General features: G+C 48.1%; 14 protein-coding genes and 1 pseudogene. 4 read left to right on the top strand and 11 right to left on the bottom strand.

The window, feature by feature from the left end; translation table 11 throughout:
- Positions 1-586 precede the first annotated feature (586 nt).
- Both FC82_RS16065 and FC82_RS16060 read right to left on the bottom strand, forming a co-directional pair.
- Positions 587-1,090 carry a universal stress protein gene (locus FC82_RS16065; RefSeq protein ID WP_056997494.1) on the bottom strand — a complete coding sequence of 168 codons (504 nt, stop codon included), beginning with the start codon at positions 1,088-1,090 and terminating at the stop codon, positions 587-589.
- 24 nt (positions 1,091-1,114) lie between these two features.
- Entirely contained in the window at positions 1,115-1,624 is a 510-nt protein-coding gene (locus FC82_RS16060) for a YbhB/YbcL family Raf kinase inhibitor-like protein (protein WP_054761042.1), read from the bottom strand.
- Between the two features lie 155 nt (positions 1,625-1,779).
- On the opposite strand from FC82_RS16060, the gene FC82_RS16055 reads away from it, so the two are divergent.
- Positions 1,780-2,931: an ArgE/DapE family deacylase gene (locus FC82_RS16055; RefSeq protein WP_054761044.1), complete on the top strand. Its 1,152-nt coding sequence runs from the start codon at positions 1,780-1,782 to the stop codon at positions 2,929-2,931.
- 110 nt (positions 2,932-3,041) lie between these two features.
- Here FC82_RS16055 and FC82_RS16050 read toward each other — a convergent pair whose 3' ends face one another.
- The 6 genes and pseudogenes from FC82_RS16050 to FC82_RS16025 form a co-directional block, all read right to left on the bottom strand.
- Complete coding sequence (locus tag FC82_RS16050; RefSeq protein WP_056997493.1) at positions 3,042-3,758, bottom strand: hypothetical protein; 717 nt, start codon at positions 3,756-3,758, stop codon at positions 3,042-3,044.
- Between the two features lie 369 nt (positions 3,759-4,127).
- A complete protein-coding gene (gene icd / locus FC82_RS16045) occupies positions 4,128-5,402 on the bottom strand; it encodes an NADP-dependent isocitrate dehydrogenase (protein ID WP_056997492.1) in 1,275 nt (424 codons plus the stop codon).
- Complete coding sequence (locus tag FC82_RS16040) at positions 5,362-6,495, bottom strand: citrate/2-methylcitrate synthase (RefSeq protein ID WP_054761048.1); 1,134 nt, start codon at positions 6,493-6,495, stop codon at positions 5,362-5,364. Before FC82_RS16040 ends, icd begins: the two co-directional genes overlap by 41 nt.
- Positions 6,496-6,526: 31 nt before the next feature.
- The gene (gene acnA / locus FC82_RS16035; RefSeq protein ID WP_056997518.1) at positions 6,527-9,145 is read right to left on the bottom strand and encodes an aconitate hydratase AcnA; all 2,619 of its coding nucleotides are present in this window, start codon (positions 9,143-9,145) and stop codon (positions 6,527-6,529) included.
- Positions 9,146-9,842: 697 nt separating this feature from the next.
- Positions 9,843-11,526, bottom strand: a pseudogene (locus FC82_RS16030) (glycoside hydrolase family 13 protein).
- Between the two features lie 23 nt (positions 11,527-11,549).
- Positions 11,550-12,941, bottom strand: coding sequence for an SLC45 family MFS transporter (locus FC82_RS16025; RefSeq protein ID WP_054761050.1), 1,392 nt, complete (start codon positions 12,939-12,941; stop codon positions 11,550-11,552).
- A gap of 170 nt (positions 12,942-13,111) precedes the next feature.
- On the opposite strand from FC82_RS16025, the gene FC82_RS16020 reads away from it, so the two are divergent.
- From FC82_RS16020 to FC82_RS16010, 3 genes are all read left to right on the top strand, one after another.
- Complete coding sequence (locus FC82_RS16020) at positions 13,112-14,098, top strand: LacI family DNA-binding transcriptional regulator (protein ID WP_056997491.1); 987 nt, start codon at positions 13,112-13,114, stop codon at positions 14,096-14,098.
- 128 nt (positions 14,099-14,226) lie between these two features.
- Positions 14,227-14,559, top strand: a complete 333-nt coding sequence (locus tag FC82_RS16015; protein ID WP_056997490.1) for a hypothetical protein — start codon at positions 14,227-14,229, stop codon at positions 14,557-14,559.
- 272 nt (positions 14,560-14,831) lie between these two features.
- A complete protein-coding gene (locus FC82_RS16010; protein ID WP_054761054.1) occupies positions 14,832-15,683 on the top strand; it encodes an aldo/keto reductase in 852 nt (283 codons plus the stop codon).
- A gap of 131 nt (positions 15,684-15,814) precedes the next feature.
- Here the strand turns inward: FC82_RS16010 and FC82_RS16005 are convergent, their stop codons facing one another.
- From FC82_RS16005 to FC82_RS15995, 3 genes are all read right to left on the bottom strand, one after another.
- Positions 15,815-16,663: an NAD(P)H-binding protein gene (locus FC82_RS16005; RefSeq protein WP_056997489.1), complete on the bottom strand. Its 849-nt coding sequence runs from the start codon at positions 16,661-16,663 to the stop codon at positions 15,815-15,817.
- A 157-nt stretch (positions 16,664-16,820) separates the two neighbouring features.
- Positions 16,821-17,768 (bottom strand): nucleoside hydrolase, encoded by a 948-nt coding sequence (locus FC82_RS16000; RefSeq protein WP_054761064.1) that lies wholly within the window; start codon positions 17,766-17,768, stop codon positions 16,821-16,823.
- Positions 17,769-17,927: 159 nt separating this feature from the next.
- Complete coding sequence (locus FC82_RS15995) at positions 17,928-18,317, bottom strand: hypothetical protein (RefSeq protein WP_056997488.1); 390 nt, start codon at positions 18,315-18,317, stop codon at positions 17,928-17,930.
- Positions 18,318-19,251 lie beyond the last annotated feature (934 nt).

The raw sequence follows: 19,251 nt of genomic DNA, 5'->3' as shown, positions 1-19,251 counted from the left end.
GTTGCTTATACAGGAGCCCTCTGCCTCGCGGAGCACGTTTCAGCAATGTAAGGGTAAAGCGCAGAAGAAGTGCGCATCTATAGAGAATTAAATAATAAGCGTGCGGAAGGAATCAGAATATAGGGCAGGTCGGCATAAAATCCCGAACTTGGATTTTGTGCCGGAAGTTGCTTATACAGGAGCCCTCTGCCTCGCGGAGCACGTTTCAGCAATGTAAGGGCAGTACGCAAATCGAACGTGCACTTTGAGCAAACGGAAAATAATCTCTAACGCCAAAAAAGTACCGCATCAACCAAAATATGTAACAAAAAATTGAACAACTAGTAATTTCCAACTGATCAACCCAGCCGCAAACACTAAGACGTCAATAATAAGCGCCAAAAATAAAAGTATCCTGTAAGCAAAAATCATCAGTCTAACAATTATCTCATTATATTTTAATAAAAACAATCGTGTTAGTCAAAATTCAGATACTGAAATATTGTTAATGACCACATCTTTGGCAATAACGTTGAAGAATATCACATCTCATTCCACAGAAAAAGGCCGAGAAGCCAAGTTCCCAGCCTTATCAATGTCATACTGTTTAGTTGTTATCTTTCCGAAACGGACTGTCGGTATCCGACATCGATGTATTGGCAATATCGGTCCGAACGACCAGCACGTCACAGGGTGCGTTTCGAGTGACAAAGTCAGTCACAGAACCGGTCAGTACCCGTTCCATGGCGGACATTCCGGTGGCGCCCATCATGACTAAGTCATTTTTATGATCCTTAATGAATTCCATGGCAATCACGGTTTTTGGATTACCGAAACGGATGTGGGTCGAAACATCCGTTAGCCCGTACTTTTCTTCAATTTGTTTGACGAGTGTTTCCAAATATTTGCGCGCATCGCCGACCAACTTATCAACGAGGTCGCTGGTCATCATGGAACCGAAGTAACTGGACGTTGAGCGTTGGGTATCAATAACGCTGAGCAGATCCAGGTGAGCGTCGTTTCGTTTCGCAACGGCCACGGCCTTAGCAAGCGCCAGTTCGGATAACGATGAGGTATCAAGCGGTACCAACACATTTTGGTATTTTAACATAGGAAAATCCCCTTCTCTTCGCGATTAAACGCGGCTTAGCACAATCTTGGTCGCCTGTGCCAAAACGTGTCCTTCGATAGCATCCCACAGTTCGTTGAGCCAGAAACCGTCTTTCAGCGGCAACCGATCGTCAAGGGCATAAACTGTGACGGTGTAACGGTGATCCTTGTCGGGCGGCAGCGGGCCAGTGTAATGGGTCCGGGAAATCTCGTCCGGATTATTGACCATGTGGCCGGCCTGAGAATTATTACCGTACGTCATTGGCACGGCTGGATCAAGACTGGCATTTTCAGGAATTTCAGTCAGTGACCCGTCGATGTTGGCGGCAACCCAGTGGATCCAGGTGAATCCCCCGACTGGAATGGCATCGTGGTCAATCATGGTAACAGCAAATGTTTTGGTGCCAGCTGGGACGTCGGTCAGCGTAATTGGAAATGACCGAGCGGGCCCCCCATCACGTTTGAATTCGTCGGCAGCGTGCTTCCCGTATTTATCGGGTAAGTAGCCGTTTGTAATTGGAATATCAATTTTCATAAGCACAACCCTCCAATGAATCTTTACTATATTATACAGCAAGAATGAATTAAACCGTAAGTAATTCAATTTTGTCTGAGATTCAGTTGATTAGATGGCGACAAACAGGGTATGCTAAAGTGAGCAGAAACAAATGAAGAACTGAGGGGACAAGTATGGAAACAACGACCATGGTGACCATTTTGCAACAGTTGATCCGAATTCAGTCGGTCAATGGAAACGAGGCCGAAGTAGCCCGCTACATTGCAGGGCTGTTTGCGCCGTACGGAAATCGGGCTGTGGTGGAGACGGTAACGTACGCACCCGGCCGCGATAACCTGGTCGTCACGATTGGCAATCAGGATGGGCCGCAATTGGGCTTTTCTGGACACATGGACGTGGTGGCACCCGGTGATTTAGCTGACTGGGATGGCGATCCGTTTGGCGGGGAGATCAAGGATGGCCGGTTGTACGGTCGGGGCGCTTCGGACATGAAGAGCGGTTTGGCAGCCCTTGTCATCACCATGCTGGAAATGCTGGAACAGGGTGAACCGACAACCGGCTCGATTCGGTTGCTGGCCACCGTCGGCGAAGAAACTGGTGAGTATGGGGCTGCACAACTGACGGATGCCGGTTACGCGGACTATTTGGCTGGTTTGGTGATTGCTGAACCCAGCGGAATGACGAAGCTGAGTTATATGTCACGCGGTGTGATCGACTACTACGTTGATTCTGTCGGTCGGTCGGCCCACAGCGCCAACCCGCAGAAGGGCATCAACGCTATCGACCACCTGCTGGCTTTTTATAATGAAGTCAATGCGTTAATGAAAACATTTGATAAGATGGATCCCGTTTTAGGCGGTCTGATTCACAGTGTCGACATGATTTCTGGAGGTGAGCAGATCAATAGTGTCCCCGATCACGCGAGATTGGCGGCAAATATCCGGACAACGCCTGCCTACCCAAACAAGGTCATTTATCAGGCACTAGAGGGGCTTATTGAGCATTTGAATCAACGGCCGGGGTTTCAGCTCAGCATCACGTACAGTTACCCAGAGGAGGCCATTCCGGGCCGTGTGGACGGACCAATGGTTAAACTGGCACAAAAAGTTGGCCACCGCGTTATGGGACGGCCAATTATGCCGGTCGGATCAGCAGGGGCGAACGATGGTGCGGAATTCAGGCGGGCTAAGCGACCGTTTGAAACAATCGTGATCGGTCCCGGCAGCAACACCTCACATGAAGCAAATGAATTTATCAGCGTAAAGCAATTTTTACTGAGTGTGCAATTTTATGAGCAGTTTGCTTTACGGTTTTTAGGGGAATAAAGTAATAATCGTGGTGATCTTCGTTTTCGAGGACTACCACTTTTTTTAACCAACCAAAAAACGCCCAAACCATTGTAGGCTTAGGCGTCGAATTAACCTGTTTCGGGGGTTTACTTTGTAAATTGTAACACGTAGTTACCCTGAGCATCGGAAGTAATCGTATAGGTGGAATATCCCACCTTTAACCATGAGGACTTCGTAGCTGAAGCCCACGCCTTCGCATCCGAGATGGAGGAGAAAGTGTGTGATGAGCTAAAGTTGTAGGATGAAGCATCGCTGTCTGTCGATGAGGAAGTCGATGCTGCTTTCGATGACTTTTTGGATGAAGATGTCGAAGATTTAGCAGTAGTATTTGATGAGGCCTTACTTTCTGACGAAGCTTTCTTTTTGCTTGCAGAACTGTTTTGCCCGCTGTCCTGAACATTTGATTCTGATGTTTGAGTGTCCGAACTTTGACGGCCTGAGGCTGGTGCCTCGCTAGTGCCGTCCTGACTAGTTGTATCTGATGAGTTGTTGCTATCGTGTGTCTGACTATCCGATGAAGTAGAAGCCTTATCGGAAGCGGATGAACTGTCACTGTCCTTTTTTGATGTATCATTTTTGCTGCTTGAAACTTGCGTTGTGTCGTCGTTTGTACCGACACTGGTCGAGCGATTAGCGAGCCAAACACCGATGCCGATAATAAGCGCTAAGATAACCAAGAAACTGACGAGGATCTTGCGGATCCGGTGCGGCTTCTTGGGACGTTTGCGGTTGGGACGCTTATTATTGTCCTCGGTGTTGAAATTGTAGCGTTGCATTCGCGATTGCGGTTCCTGATTATTCACGTGAAAAACCTCCAGTATCAAGAACGTGCGAGCTAACCCCACATGATATACTACTAAGCTTAAGCATACTTCATTTGCCCTAAAAGTTTAACCTTTTTTTCCTAATTTGTAAAATCAACTGCTGATGAAAGCGGGTATAATCAGCGTTTTACTGAATTATTAAATTTTCGGATTCGCACCGAAAATGGCGGCGATTTGAGATATTCGTTGGGTGAAGTCGGTTGGTTTTGAATACTGAAAATAGCGCCTAGTGGTCGGAGGCGGTATGCAACGAACGACTCGGCATGTACAATACAAAAACCTCAGAAAAGATCTGAGGTTTTTAAAGCATCATTGGTTTCAATGACGTACATATAAGGTGTAGGACAATTAAGCCTTGACTGCGTTGGTGATCAACCCGGCAACATAGTCGCCGAATTGACTAGTACCGAGAACGGTTGCGGTATCATCTTGGGCAAAGTCCTCGGTCACGTGGTGGGTGGCGATGGCTTGCTTAATGCCATCACGGATGAGGTCGGCAACCTGATGCCAACCGAGGTAATCAAACATCATGGCACCCGAGAGCATCAGTGAGGTTGGATTAAGCTTGTTTTGACCCGCAAACTGCGGTGCAGTACCGTGAGTGGCCTCAAAAACAGCGTGGCCGGTCTGGTAGTTGATATTACCGCCGGGGGCGATGCCGATGCCGCCAACTTGGGCAGCTAAAGCATCGGAAATGTAGTCGCCATTCAGGTTCATGGTAGCTACAATCTGGAAGTGGTCAGGGTAGAGGAGAGCTTGCTGAAAGAAGTTGTCGGTAATGACATCGTTGACAATGATCTTGCCAGCTTCCTTGGCCTCAGCCAGTTTTGCGTCGGCTGTTGCACTGCCTTCATCAGCCTTGATTCGGTCATATTCAGCCATAGTGAACGTTTCGTCATAGCTGTCGGCTAATTCATAGCCCCATTGTTTAAAGGCCCCCTCAGTCTTTTTCATGATGTTGCCTTTGTGGACCAGGGTCACAATGTGTTTATTGTTCGTTAGCGCGTAGTCTAAGGCCGCTTTCACCAAACGGGTGGAGCCTTCCTTGGAAATCGGCTTAATGGCATAAGCAGCTGTTTCTGGGAACCGGACCTTATCCAGCTGACCCTGTTTTGCTAAGAGGTCTTGCCATTCCTTAGCTTCTGGCGTGCCGCCCGGGGTGTCGATCCCGGCGTAGATGTCTTCGGTGTTTTCACGGAAAACGTCAATGTCGACTTTTTCAGGATGAACAACGGGTGACGGCGTCCCAGGATAGTAAGTGACGGGGCGGAAACAGGCGTAGAGATCGAGTTTTTGTCGGAGCGTAACGTTGATGGAACGGTGACCATGACCGATTGGGGTGGTCAGGGGTCCCTTGATACCAACGCGGTTTTCGCGCAGGGCAGTCAAGGTCTCATCAGGCAGCCATTGGCCCGTTTTTTTATGTGCAGTCTCTCCGGCCAGCAACGGCAGCCAGCTGACCGCCTTGTTGCCTTGAAAAGCTGTTTGAACAGCGGTGTCGAAGACTGTTTTGGCAGCACCCCAGATTTCTGGACCGATGCCGTCGCCTTCAATGAAAGGAATAATAGGATTATCGGGTACGTTAAGCTTCCCCGAATTGAACGTGATTTTGCTGGGTGTCATATGTTTGCCTCCGATTTCCAAAGTAGTGTTGGTTGGTGGGCCCGACGTATTCTGAGGATGGTCGGATCAAACAACCCTCGCGCTGTTGTTCTAAGATGTGGGCCAGCCAACCCGCTGTGCGGCAGGCCGCAAACAGCATGGTAAAGGTGGCTTTATCCAGACCTAAACAGTGGTAGATCAACGCCGTGTAGTAGTCGACGTTTGGATGCAGGTGTTTATTTTTGAGCATGTAATCGGCTAACGTGGCTTGCAAGTCATAGTAGTCGCTGTTGCCCGTTTGCGCAGCTAATTTTTCAGCGATGCCGCGAAGAATCTTCGCCCGGGGGTCGCCGTTTTTGTAGATTCGGTGACCGAAGCCCATCACTTTGTGACCGGCTGCGAGTTCTTGTTTGAGATACTCGGTCGGCGCTAATTCCTGTCCGCGAATCGTCTCCAACATATTGAAGACCCGTTCGTTGGCGCCACCGTGTAACGGCCCTTTCAGAGCACAAACGGCGGCGGTCAGGCATGAGTAATAGTCGGACTGTGTTGAGGCCACGACCCGCGCGGTGAAGGTGGACGCGTTAAATTCGTGTTCCGCGTGCAGGACCATCACGGTGTTAAACATCGCAGCTTGTTCATCGGTTGGTTCGTTACCGGAAAACAGGTACATGAAGTTTTTTGCAACGGACCAATCGGGCTGTGCGCGCAGCAATGGTTTGCCATCGCGAATCCGGATGATTGCTGCGATCGCCGTCAGCATTTTCCCGAGAATGGTCGGGGGATCATCGCGTTTGACGTTGTTAGTGGTGCCAAGCAACGAAACGGTGGTCCGAAGAATACTCATGGGATGCTGTGGTTCTTTCGCAATTTCATTCATTAATCGGAGTGTTTCGTCCGGCAGATTCATGTGGCCGACTAACGTGCGCTTGAAGTTGTGCAGCTCCTCTGGAGAGGGGAGGCGCGTGTACCACAGTAGGTAGACGACTTCTTCAAATGACGCGTTTGCCAGGTCTTCGATTCGGTAACCCGCGTAGGTTAGGATCGCATTTTTAGTTGAACTGATTTTTGTTTGGTCGACAACAACGCCGGCCAAGCCTTTTGGTAATGCCATTCAATCACCTCACAATGACTGACGACCGGAATTATCCGGCAAGTTTGTTTTGAACGATAAGCGGTAGAATCCCGCCGTGTTGGTAGTAGGTCCAGTCGGTTGGCGTATCGAAGCGGACATTGGTATCAAAGGTGGTCTTTTGATCGCCCTTAGTGGCTGTAACGTGGGCTGTTTGACCGTCTACGTTGATTTCAAAGGTTTCGGTACCATCGAGACCCAGCGTATCTGCGGTCTGACCAGGCAGGTATTCGAGGGGCATGACACCCATCATGACGAGGTTGGCGCGGTGGATCCGCTCGAAACTTTCAGCAATGATGGCTTTGACACCAAGGAGTTTGACACCCTTTGCTGCCCAGTCACGCGAAGAACCCATGCCATAATCTTTGCCGGCAAGAATAACCAGTGGCGTGTCGGATTGCTTGTAAGCTTCCGCAGCGTCGTAAATGGTCGTTTCCTTGTCGTCTGGTAAGTAGTTCGTGAACCCGCCAATTTTATCCGGTGACAGCTGGTTTTGCAGGCGGATGTTTGCCAGGGTTCCCCGAACCATGACTTCATGGTTCCCACGACGGGCACCATAGGAGTTAAATGACTTGATATCAACACCCTTGCTAAGCAGATACTTGCCTGCCGGCGTGCGGGCGCCGATAAAGCCGGCTGGTGAAATGTGGTCGGTAGTAATGGAACTGCCGAGTTTTGCCAAAACGCGCATGTTGGTGAAGTGCGGTTGTTCTGGTTGCGCAGCGTTGTGCGCAAATGGCGGTTCAGCGATGTAGGTCGACTTGTCGTCCCACTGATAGGTCTTAGTGGTTGGTGCTTCCAGTTTGTTCCAAGTGTCGTTTTGTTCGAGAATCGATGCGTAGTTTTCGGCAAACTGTTCCGGCTTAAGGTATTTTTGCGTCATGTCATCGATCGTTTGATCATCTGGCCAGAGGTCTTCCATATAAACCGCCTGACCGTTCTTGTCAGTGCCGACCGGTGTCGCTGTCAGATCAATATCACAGGTGCCGGCTAACGCGTAGACCACAACTAATGGCGGTGATGCCAAATAGGTATCCTTGACAAGCGGGTTGACCCGACCTTCGAAGTTCCGGTTGGCACTTTCAACAGCAGCCAGCGGATAGGCTTCTTTAGCGACCCGTTCTTGTAATTCGGGTTCAAGCTGACCAGAGTTTCCGATACAAGTGGTACAGCCGTAGCCGACCAAATTAAAGCCTAATTGGTCCATGTAACCTTGTAGACCGGCAGCTTTCAGGTATTCGGAAACGACCCGTGAGCCGGGGGCAAACGATGTTTTAACGTAAGCTGGAATCTTCAGGCCGAGTTCAACTGCTTTTTTAGCAATCAATCCAGCCGCAATCAGGACTTGCGGGTTAGAAGTGTTTGTACAGCTTGTGATAGCGGCAATGCCCAGTGAACCGGGACGCAGGTCAAAGTCTTGACCTGCAACGGTAACGGGGTAGGCTGGCATATCGCGGCGATCATCAAACTGCTTTGGCATCTCATCAAGCTTGATGGTGTCTTGCGGCCGGTTAGGACCGGCGACACTGCTGGTGACAGTGCCGAGGTCCAAGGCGTCGTCTTCTGTGTAGTGTTGTTGTTGCGTACCGTTATCATACAGTTGGTTGCGTTTTGCATAGGTGGTGACGAGATCAATCAATTCTTGGGGGCGGTTCGTCAATTTGAGATAGGCCAGTGTCTGGTCGTCAATTGGGAAGTAGCCGCAGGTCGCACCATATTCTGGGGCCATGTTGGCAATCGTTGCCCGGTAGGCAAGGGGCAGTGTGGCAAGTCCCTCACCGTAGAATTCAACGAATTTGCCGACAACGTTGTGCTCCCGCAGGAGGTGCGTCAGGGTCAGCGCCAAATCAGTGGCGGTCACTCCGGGCTGTAAACGACCGGTGAGTTTGACGCCCACCACTGCTGGCATTGTCATGTAGGATTTTTGTCTGAGCATGCTGGCTTCAGCCTCGATGCCGCCGACACCCCAGCCGAGGACGCCAAGACCATTGATCATGGTCGTATGGGAATCTGTGCCGACAAGGGTGTCTGGAAAGGCTAGGTAGGTCCCGTCAGCCTGTTTTTCGCTGCGGACAACTGATGCTAAGTATTCCAGGTTAACCTGGTGAATAATCCCAGTGTCAGGCGGAATGACCGTCAAATTCTTGAAACTATTTTGGGCCCACTTCAAAAAGGTGTACCGTTCTTTGTTGCGTGCGAATTCTTTTTTTACATTGTAGTCAAAAGCGTCATTAGAGCCGGCGTGGTCTACTTGAACAGAGTGGTCAACGACCAAGTGAACAGGGACTTCTGGGTTGATGCTTTCCACATCACCGCCAGCATCAGCCACAGCATCACGCATGGCGGCAAGGTCAACGATGGCAGGAACGCCAGTGAGATCTTGAAGAATGACCCGCTCTGGCTGGTGAGCAACGTCTTTGTCGTGGTTGTGATCCCAGTCGATAAAGGTTTCCAACGCTTTTTTGGTGTCGGGTTCCTGACTGGCCCGCCGAAGTGCTTCTTCTAAGAGAATGCGAATGGTATAGGGGTACGTGGTAATGTCTTGGCCACGATCGGTCAAGTAAGCTGCGATATCATAATATGTATACCGCTTACCATTTTGTTCAAAATCATGTTGATATGTTTGATCCATATAAAAACTCACCATCTTTCAAACTTTTTGAACCAACTGCAAAATAAGAAATAAATTAAATCTAGTATTTATTCTAATCAAATACTAATTAAGTTTAAATTTAGATGTTTTTACTTGCCTCGTCAAGACTTTTAATGAATTTTTATTTAAAAAGTGTTAGTTATTTCACTGTGATGTCACTTGAGTAATCGCGTCAAATCAGCTTAGAACCGGACAATTTGCGAAATAAAAAAGTTTTTTCAGAATTTAAATTTTTTTGTTGATTCCACGCAGATATTTATTTTATCTAGGCATCTTTCCCGTTACACCGCTAATCATTAACAGTTAATCCATTTTATGAATGCACTATTTGTTAGTGAGAAAAGCCGACCAATAATAACAAAATAATATATTTAAATTAGGATTTTATATAATGCATATTAATTATGAATATTCATTTTGTGTAAGTCATGGTCTCGTTACCAAATTGGTATAGAATTCAAAAAAACGTGAATATTCACTTTAATTATGAATATTTATCGTAAAATGAGGCTTATTTTATGACCAATTTAAAAAAACGACACCGAACCTCACAGGAGGACGATGCCGTTTTCATAGGTTTATATTTAGATAATCTGGCAGTGGACTGCCAGTTTGCGCCAAAATAAGTTGGGTTGAATACTTGACGTCAAAATGTAATTAAATTCGGTGTATTCATTTAGTTATTGAACTGGTAAACCTTGCTTTCGTAGGGTCGTAGTACTCTGGCCTGGTCGTCCGGATAGTTGCCGATCAAGAGGCTGTCGGCATGCTCTTGACCATAGTCACGGCTGACTTCATTAGCAGTAAAATTGCTAATTACAAGCAATGTTTGGCCATTATAGTGTCGTTTGTAAGCAAACACGTCACCGTCGTCTGGGTCAAGCAACTCAAAATCACCTAATTTAATCAAGTCGCTGTCATGACGTAACGCAATCAGTTTTTGATAATAGTAGAAAACTGAATCTTGATCGGCGAGGGCTTGTTTTGTGTTGATCTGCGGGTAGTTTGAATTCAGAGCAAACCACGGTTTAACGGTGGAGAAACCGGCGTTAGTCGAGTCATCCCACTGCATAGGTGTTCGGGCATTGTCCCGCGAAATGTGGGATAGATACTTCAACATCTTTTCGGGCGTGACCGCCTTTTCGTCATTCACGAGTGCTTGATAGGCATTGATCGATTCAAGATCTTCGTATTGATCAAGCGTCGAATAATGTACGTTGGTCATTCCAATCTCTTCGCCTTCGTAGACGTATGGTGTGCCTTGCATCATGTGCAGTGTGGTACCCAGCATTTTTGCTGAAATAACCCGGTATTGCGGATTATCGTTGCCAAACCTTGAGACCGTCCGCGGCTGGTCGTGGTTATTCCAGTAGAGGCTGTTCCAGCCCTTGCCGTCTAACGCAACCTGCCAGCGGGCAAAGGCTTGTTTGAGTTCTGGCAGCTTTACGGGGCTGGTCGTTCCACTTACCGAGTCGCGCGTCCGGGTTAGGAGATAGGTTCACGTGCTGAAACTGGAAAACCATGTTAAGTTCGGAACCATCCAAATTGGTGTAATGGGTGGCATCTTCTGGCGTTGATCCGGGCATTTCACCCACCGTCAAAATATCGGTGTACTGTGATAAAACTTCGCGATTCATTTCTTGCAGGTAGTCGTTTAATTTTGGACCGTCCGCAACGAGTGATTCGACGTTCCCATATTCGGCACCGGCAGCTTGCGGCGCATCCGGTAAATCGGCTGGTTTAGAAATCAAATTAATGACGTCCATCCGGAAACCATTGGCGCCCTTATCCAGCCAAAACTTCATGAGGCTGTAAACACTTTGCCGCACTTCAGGATTCTCCCAGTTCAGATCCGGTTGTCCTGGTGCGAACAGGTGCAGGTAGTACTGGCCGCGGGCAGGTACATAGGTCCAGGCTGAGCCGCTGAAGTAGGAGCCCCAGTTATTGGGTTCGTGACCGTCCACGGGATCACGCCAGATGTAGTAGTCAGCGAAGGCGTTGTCCTTACTTTTTTTGCTTTCCTGAAACCAACGGTGCTGATCAGAGGTGTGGTTCACAACGAGGTCCATCAGAAGTTTCATGCCGTTATCGTGCACCGCGTTCAGCAGAGCTTCAAAGTCAGTCATGTCACCATAAGCGGGCTGGATGGCTTCGTAGTCGGAAATATCGTAGCCATTATCTTTGTCCGGTGAACGATAAATTGGGTTGAGCCATAAAACGTCGACGCCCAGTTTTTTCAGGTAAGGCAACCGCTGCTGAATGCCCTTTAAATCACCGATGCCGTCGCTGTTGCTATCCTGAAAACTGCGCGGATAGATCTGGTAAACGACCTCGTCTTGAAATGAATGTGTTGCTGTCATAGTACGATCTCCCTTAAGTTAAATTAGTGTGTTGCAGATTTATCAAATTTTGAATGAACAATTTTAACTGAGGCGGCTGCCAGCAGGAGCGAGATTCCGCCGATGATGAACATTGCTGGCATGAATTCGTGAACCAGTGGAAACAGCCAGAAGCTGGCGACAGAGGCCACAATTTGCGGCAAACAGATGCTGCAGTTGAACAGTCCCAGATAGGAGCCTTCATTTTCACCGTTCAGTGCTTCGGTTAGTAATGAGAAGGGTTGCGTGTTCATGGTAATGTAGGTGATCCCAATCAGACAGAATGGCAGAATCAATAGGTATTTGTCGTGAATAAAGAAGATTGAGATGTACCCGATAGCACCAGCTACAAGGCCAAACTGATACCAGAATTTTCGGTGTTCTGGTTTGGTCCGCGCCTGAACCAGCATTCCCCAAATAACGGAAGCGATAGATTGCACGCAGGTGAGAACGCCGTACCAGTTTCCGGCAGCCTGATAACCGGCGGATGAGGCGTTGCTGGTGTGCCAGACGTTAATGGAAATGGCGCCGGTACTATAAGTCCAGAGGTAGAGAATCGCAAACCAAGTGAAGAATTGAACGACGGAGACTTCCCAGAAGACTTTAGGAGCCTTCTTTAAGAGTTCCCAGAGACTGGTCTTTGGCTGCTTTTCTGCTGTATCAATGTGGTGGTAGTCGGCGTAGGTCTTTGGATCGTATTCTCGGACTTGCGAAATGGTGTAAAGCGAGGTCAGCAGTAGTACTGCGGCTGCGAGGTAAAAGGCGATTTTAACCGTGGTTGGCACTTCACCCTTTGGGGCAACGTTGGCGACCCCCATAAAGGCTAAAACAAATGGCACCAAAGTTGCAAGCACACCACCCAAGTTGGAGAAGGATTGTTGCCATGACCAGGCGAGGTCCTTTTGGTCTTCGTTGACCATGTCGCCAATGACCATCTTGAACGGCTGCATACAAACGTTGGAGGAGACGTCCATAAACAACGTTGCGATGGCCGCAAACGTCAGGGCGGCCGCGGACCCGTAACCGAAGCCGAACGAGCCGGCATTTGGTAACAAGATTAAAACGATTGCCGCAATTGGTGCGCCAATCAGCAGGTATGGCATGCGGCGCCCAAATCGTTTCGACCAGGTCTTATCCGAATACTTGCCAATTAACGGTTGGATGACCATCCCAGCCAGTGGCGGCAGGATGAAAAAGAAGCCCAGCTTATTCGGGTCGGTCCCAATCGTTTGAAAGATCCGCCCCAGCTGTGATGATTGCAGTGAAAACGCCATGTTGACCCCGAAAAAGCCAAACGTCATGGCAAAAATTGTTGATAATTTCAGTGTCGGCAGCCCGTGTTCTTTAGGCTTCACGTCCGGCACATCAGAAGCGTTAGTGATAGGTTTTGCATTCATAAGGATGATGCCTCCCAAAATGTGTTCGTAACCGATTACATTTTCGATACTATCACGAAAAGTAAACGTTTACAATGCTTTTGAATCAACAACACAAACGTTTACATAGATAATCGACAGTTTTATGATAGAATGTAAGTAATGATTAACCGAAAAGGGGGCAGTCCTTTATGACAGTCACAATCAAGGACATTGCCGAAACCGCAAACGTATCCATCGCTACGGTCTCACGTGTTTTAGCCAACAAAGAGGGGTTTTATTCAGAAAAAACAGCTGCGAAAGTCCGTCAAGCTGCGGAAAAACTCGGCTACCGGAAAAACACGGCTGCGGTTGAGCTGGTCACACAACGCAGCAAGGTCATCGGCGTCATTGTTTCCGCGACCAAAACCAACTTCGCAAACGATATTATTGCAGGCATCCAAGATGAAGCGTTCAAACACAATCTGAGTGTCATCATCTTGTACGCGGGCGAGTCTGATCCTAATCAGCAGCACCGCGCTCTGCAGACAGTGATTGAGCGTTCTGTAATGGGCATTTTGATTCTTGCCATTCGGCCGGTTGACGACGACATCGCCATGCTGCGAGCAGCGAACATTCCACACCTTTTTTTGTCAACCTCATTTGATAGCCAGAATTTACCGTTTATTGCATCAGATGATTTTCGTATCGGGTACCAGGCGACTGACTTTTTGATCAAAAAAGGACACAAAAAAATTGGGATTGCTGCCATTGACCGCCACACCTACATTGGCACACAACGGGTCCTTGGCTATCAGCGCGCCATGGCGGACCATGATCTGCCAACTAAACCGGCGTGGATTCAGGATGGACACTTTACCTATGACGATGGTATTGAAGCGATGAAGACTTTTGGTGCTAAACCAGAACTGGACGCCGTTATTGGGACCAGTGACTTGGCAGCAATTGGTGTTATGAACCAAGCTGAAACGTTTGGACTGAACGTGCCCACTGATCTAGCTATCATGAGTATCGATGGCACGCAAATGGTCAAGATCGTTCGTCCACAGATCACCAGTGTGACCCAGTCGTTTTACGAAATGGGCAGTCGCGGCATGAAAATGATGCTGCAACGCGATATGACTAAATTTGAATCGCAGTACACGCCGTTTCGCATCGATGAGCGAGAGAGTACTTAATACCACTGGAAATTGGGCTCGAGATATTGTGGCATGCTATCCACGACCCGATATATCATAACTGAGCGCCATTTATTTGCGATTATCAGTCTAAAAAAAACAATCTTTTATTTTCGGGAGATGTTATTTTGAAGTTGAATCAATGGATGATATTAGGAGTATCTGGCGTGTTAATTGGGGCGGGTGCGCCGATTGGCGTGCATGCGAGTTCGCTGCCGGGATACGACTCGAGTTATTGGTTTAAATGGCGAACAAAACACGTCAGAAAATCAGTTTATGTGTATCAAATTAATCCAAGTACTTGGAAAATAAGGCAACGCAAAATTCTTTATAAAGGCACGAAGATACGGCTTTTTAATTCAGCTAACCTTAGTTGGACGATAAAAGCCTCGAAGCTGCATGCCACCCACGGTTACACTTGGGTTGTTAAAGGTCATTACAATACGAGTTGGCTTAGATAATGTTAACAGTGTGTGATTTTTCGTCGTTGCTGTTGCACCTATCTAACTAAGGTCAAAATTTTTGCTGACAATGCAGGATCTTATAGCCGCAAGCCGTCTTGCTGCCGTGCTAAATGACGAAATGCAACAACCCAATTCACCCTAGTTTACTGATTCGGTGCACATTGGAAATCATAGTGTTTGATTTGCTTGCCACACCTGACCGTAATCGTTAAAATTAACCTGTACTGATACACGCGTTCAACAAAATTCCGAAAGGTGGTTTTTGAACAATGCATAATGATATTCCTGATATTCCGTTAAATAATGGCAACACGATTCCGCAGTTGGGGCTTGGGGTGTTTCAAGTCGACAACGCGCAGGATACGAAAGATTCTATCAAGTGGGCGCTTGACGCCGGCTACCGTCACATTGACACTGCAAAGTTGTATGGTAACGAGCAGTGGGTGGGTGAAGCCATCCGCGAAAGCGGCATTCCGCGTGAGGATATTTTTGTAACCTCGAAGATCTGGAATGATGTTCGCGGTTATGATGAAACAAAGGCTGAATTTCAGGCTTCCCTCGACCGGTTGGGCCTTGATTACCTGGACCTGTATCTCATTCACTGGCCAGCACCCGGTTATGTTGATAACTGGAAAGCAATGGAAGACTTGTACAAAGCAGGCAAGATCAAGAACATTGGTGTGTCGAACTTTGTGCCCGCTCAGCTTGAAGACCTGATGAGCCAAACTGAAATTAAGCCAGCCGTTGACCAAATTGAAACGCATCCTTATTTCCAGCAAAAGGAACTGCACGCCTACCTTGAAAAACAGGGGATCGTGCACGAATCATGGAGCCCGCTGGGTGGCGGTCGCAACAACGCTATCAATGATCCGCTGATTCAAAAATTAGCCAAGGACCACGGCGTTACCCCGGCACAGGTTGTGTTGCGCTGGCATGTTGAACGCAACGAGGTGGTCATTCCAAAGTCCATTCATGAAGACCGTGTAAAGCAGAACCGTGATATCTTTGCGTTTGGTTTGGACGAAGCAGAAATGGCTGAAATTGCTAAACTGGACCAGGACAAACGGGTCGGTCCTGATCCGGAAGACCTTGCCTGGTTGAAAAAATCGCAAGAAAAATGAAGCATAGTGCATCGCGTTGGCCATTGGGCACAACGTGTATTGCACGGATAAAAAAGGCTGACCAACCGGTACGAATACCAGTTGTTCAGCCTTTTTACTTAGGAATGAATTGAAATCATGTTTGAAACAAATTAAGCCTTTAATACTTCAGCCAGGGCGGCGTCTAAAGGCACTAGATCGTGTCCCAAGATTTCTGACAGATCGGTTGACGTCTTGGCTAATTCGCCGTCAAGAATGAGTTGTTGAATCATCGTGACGACAGCGGCAGTGCCTTCGTCCAACCCAGCAGCTTGAAGCCCCTTGTTGAAGTCTTCAGTCGAAACGGCTTGGACGTCAAAGTTACCAGGCAAAGCGGCAGCCAGCTGTTTGTAGGTTAGCGGGGCGCCTGAGAATTCATAAATGTCCTTTTGGTTATCACTAGCCAAAACGGTGGCGGCGCCTTCTGCGTATTCGCGTTCCAAGGCCCAGCCAACCTGGCCGTCCCCACCAGCGTAAACGAATGGGCGGCCTGCTTGGGCACCCTTCAAGCTATCCAGTTCGTTTTCAAGATACCAGTTGTTGCGTAGAAATGAATGGGGAATGCCAGCATCTAGAATGGCTTTTTCGGTGGCCTTATGGTCAGCTGAAAGCGGCGACGTAGCGGTATCGGCGTGCGGGAAACTGGTGTAGGCAATGTAGCTCACACCGGCAGCCTTGGCAGCGTTGACGACGTTTTTATGTTGCTGTTCGCGGTCAACGGGGCCGCCCGGTTGCGAAGAAACGAACAGGAGCTTGTCAACGCCAGCAAGCGAAGCGGTCAGTTCGGCTTCGTTGTCGTAGTCGCCAGGACGGACAGTTACACCGGCGGGCACCAGTGCTTCAGCCTTTTTTGTGTTTCGTGCGAGCGCGATAATGTTTGTGGCGGGTACTAAACCAGCCAATGTTTTCAGAGCGGTTTGGCCAAAGTGGCCGGTGGCAGCAGTAACAGCGTATGTTGTCATAGATAAAAAACTTCCTTTATTTTTAATGTAGGTTGTTACTTTAATAGTAACTTGTGATATTAATTGTAACAGCAATTTTCGAAACGTCAACCATTAAATTAAAAAATACACCAAGAATTATCTCAAACAACAGATAATCCTTGGTGTATTCAGGTTCTTAGTTTAAAGTCGATGCGCGTTTTGCTAAATCATCAACCCGCGCAAAGAAAGCATCCTTATTGACGGTGGTCACCAGCGTGATTGGGCGGCCATCGGCGGTTTCAAAGGTCCGACCGGCACCCGGACCAGTCGTCAGGACATCACCGGTAACTTCCTTGGTTGTAACGACATCCGGGTACTCACTGGCGACTGTGTTCAACACGTCCCACAAATAGTAGGTCGAGTTGGTTTCAAAATGTTCCAGCGGCGGGACCAGCGCGTAACCCTGACCCATCAGGTCAATGGCAGCGTACCGACGCAGACCAGCCCAATGCTGCCGAGTAGCAGGTGTCAGTGGAATCTGGCGGGTCGATTCGAGGCCGACCATCTGAATTGGAATTGCGGTGGCAAATACCGTTTTAACGGCTTCTGGGTCCCAGTAGGCGTTCCACTCAACCGTGCCGTCTTGTTCGGGTTCCGCGACGTTGCCCACTTTATCCATGGTGCCGCCCATCCAGCACAGGCGGTCGATCTTATTCTCGATTGCTGGTTCGGCCTCTAAGGCTCGGGCCAGGTCAGTCAGCGGTCCAGTCATGACCAGCGTTGTCGGGCCATCGGCAGCCATGATTTTATCGACCATGTCCAAGTGGGCCGGCTTATCAGCAATCGTGGTCTTAACGGTGCCCCGTTCGTTCAAAATCGGGAAGGCATCAAATGAAAAGGTACTTAATCGCCACTCCTTTGGAAACTGGTTTACAGGGCGCGAATTGGACGCAGCCACCTGTAACGTATTGTCATGGCCAAACAGGTCAATGATCTTGCGGGATGCTGACACGGCCGGTTCAAGGTAGGAATCGGCACCGACAACGCCCACACCAGTTAGTTTGACGTCCGGCACCTGCATGAGCAACAGCAGGGAGACCAGGTCGTCAACGTTACCGTCGTGGTCTAAATACACGTTATGAATCATTATGAAACCTCCTTTAGTTGACCTCTATTATACCCATAAACCCGAATGATAACCACAAGAATGCGAAAAAATGTTTGTAATAGCACCGAAAACAAGGTTGAAATCGGTAAAATAAAAACGCATTGCTTGAAATTGCAACGCGTTGCAGTCATTGATTTACTTAAAGGGTGGAATCTCCTGTTCTTTTGCCTGCTTGATCAATTCATCTGATAGCCGGTTTAAAATGGCTAACGGCACTTGAACGATTGGACTGAAAATGTTTGGGTGATCCGGGTCAGGGACTTCAGCGGTGTTTTTTCGGTTAGGCACAATCGCCTCCAAATCACTGCGGTTCATCTGCAGCTTCTTAGCATAGTAAACGACTTCTTGGTAGGCCACGTTCTTAAAGTAGAAGTAGTAGGCGATCCCAGCCGCAGCGATGTACCAAAAGACGCTCCATGACCAGCCAATATCGGCCGGACGAAGGAGCTTGAAGATGATACAGATAACAACAAAAATGACGTACATTGCGATACTGAGCAACCGCCATTTCGTATGGTGAGTCATGCAATCAGTCCTTTATTTCTTGAATTTGTAACCGGTTAATATAATGACCAGTTTAATCGTTTGAAGGGCGCGTTTCAACTGGAATCTTGGGGTTTAGACAATGGTTCTGAGATTGGTAGTTTGAGCTTAGAGAGGTGCGCTTGATATGTTGATAGCCTTCTTGGACTGAATCTGTTGGTTTGTTGGGCTTTCTTGGCAACTGTGTGGAAACGAGTTAGAGGAAGCAGAGACCGGCCACGTCAGCATAATTAGTGACAAATCCAAGCCCAGAATTTCCCACTAATTGTGCTGACGTTCTGGTCTCTAACAGCTTTCTTTTACTCTCTTATTTGTCATCAGACCGGGAGCTAAATTCCGAACTGTTCTTTCTAGGTGACCTAGTGGAAACGAGTTCCACAAACCAAAGACTTGCACAGAAGCGGACTATTTTACAAAATCCAAGCCCGGGATTTTATATAATAGTCCGTTTCTGCTCCAGTCTTTAACCGGTTTGTTCCACTCTCTTATTTACAAAACTCTAATTCCCTTTTAATTGACCTTTCCCACCCCGGCATGTTACCCTGTTTATTGATTATTTGATAGTCAAATCAAGTAGTGTCTCATCTGAGTGTCAGGAAGTCGGTGGTTGCTGCGAACCGATCAGGGTGATGATTTCGAAATACTGATTATCAATCATACGGATAATAACTAGAACCGATATCATCTAGTGAGTGAGGGCCACAAGTGGGCTCTAAGTTGGGTGGTACCACGGTTTGCCAAATCGTCCCTGTTGCGAAAAAGTCGCAGCAGGGGCGTTTTTTTGTAGAGTGCGGAGCGAGGCGCTTAGAGGGCGGAGTGTAAGGCACCTTGTCCCGAAAAGTCCGGGCCTGACTTTTCGGGACAAGGTGCCTTACGCAGGAGCCCTCTGCCTCGCGGAGCACGTTTCAGCAATGTA

Origin of the sequence: Secundilactobacillus collinoides DSM 20515 = JCM 1123, assembly GCF_001435975.1 — a bacterium.
Lineage (GTDB): Bacteria > Bacillota > Bacilli > Lactobacillales > Lactobacillaceae > Secundilactobacillus > Secundilactobacillus collinoides.
This window is presented reverse-complemented; position numbering and strand designations above follow the sequence as displayed.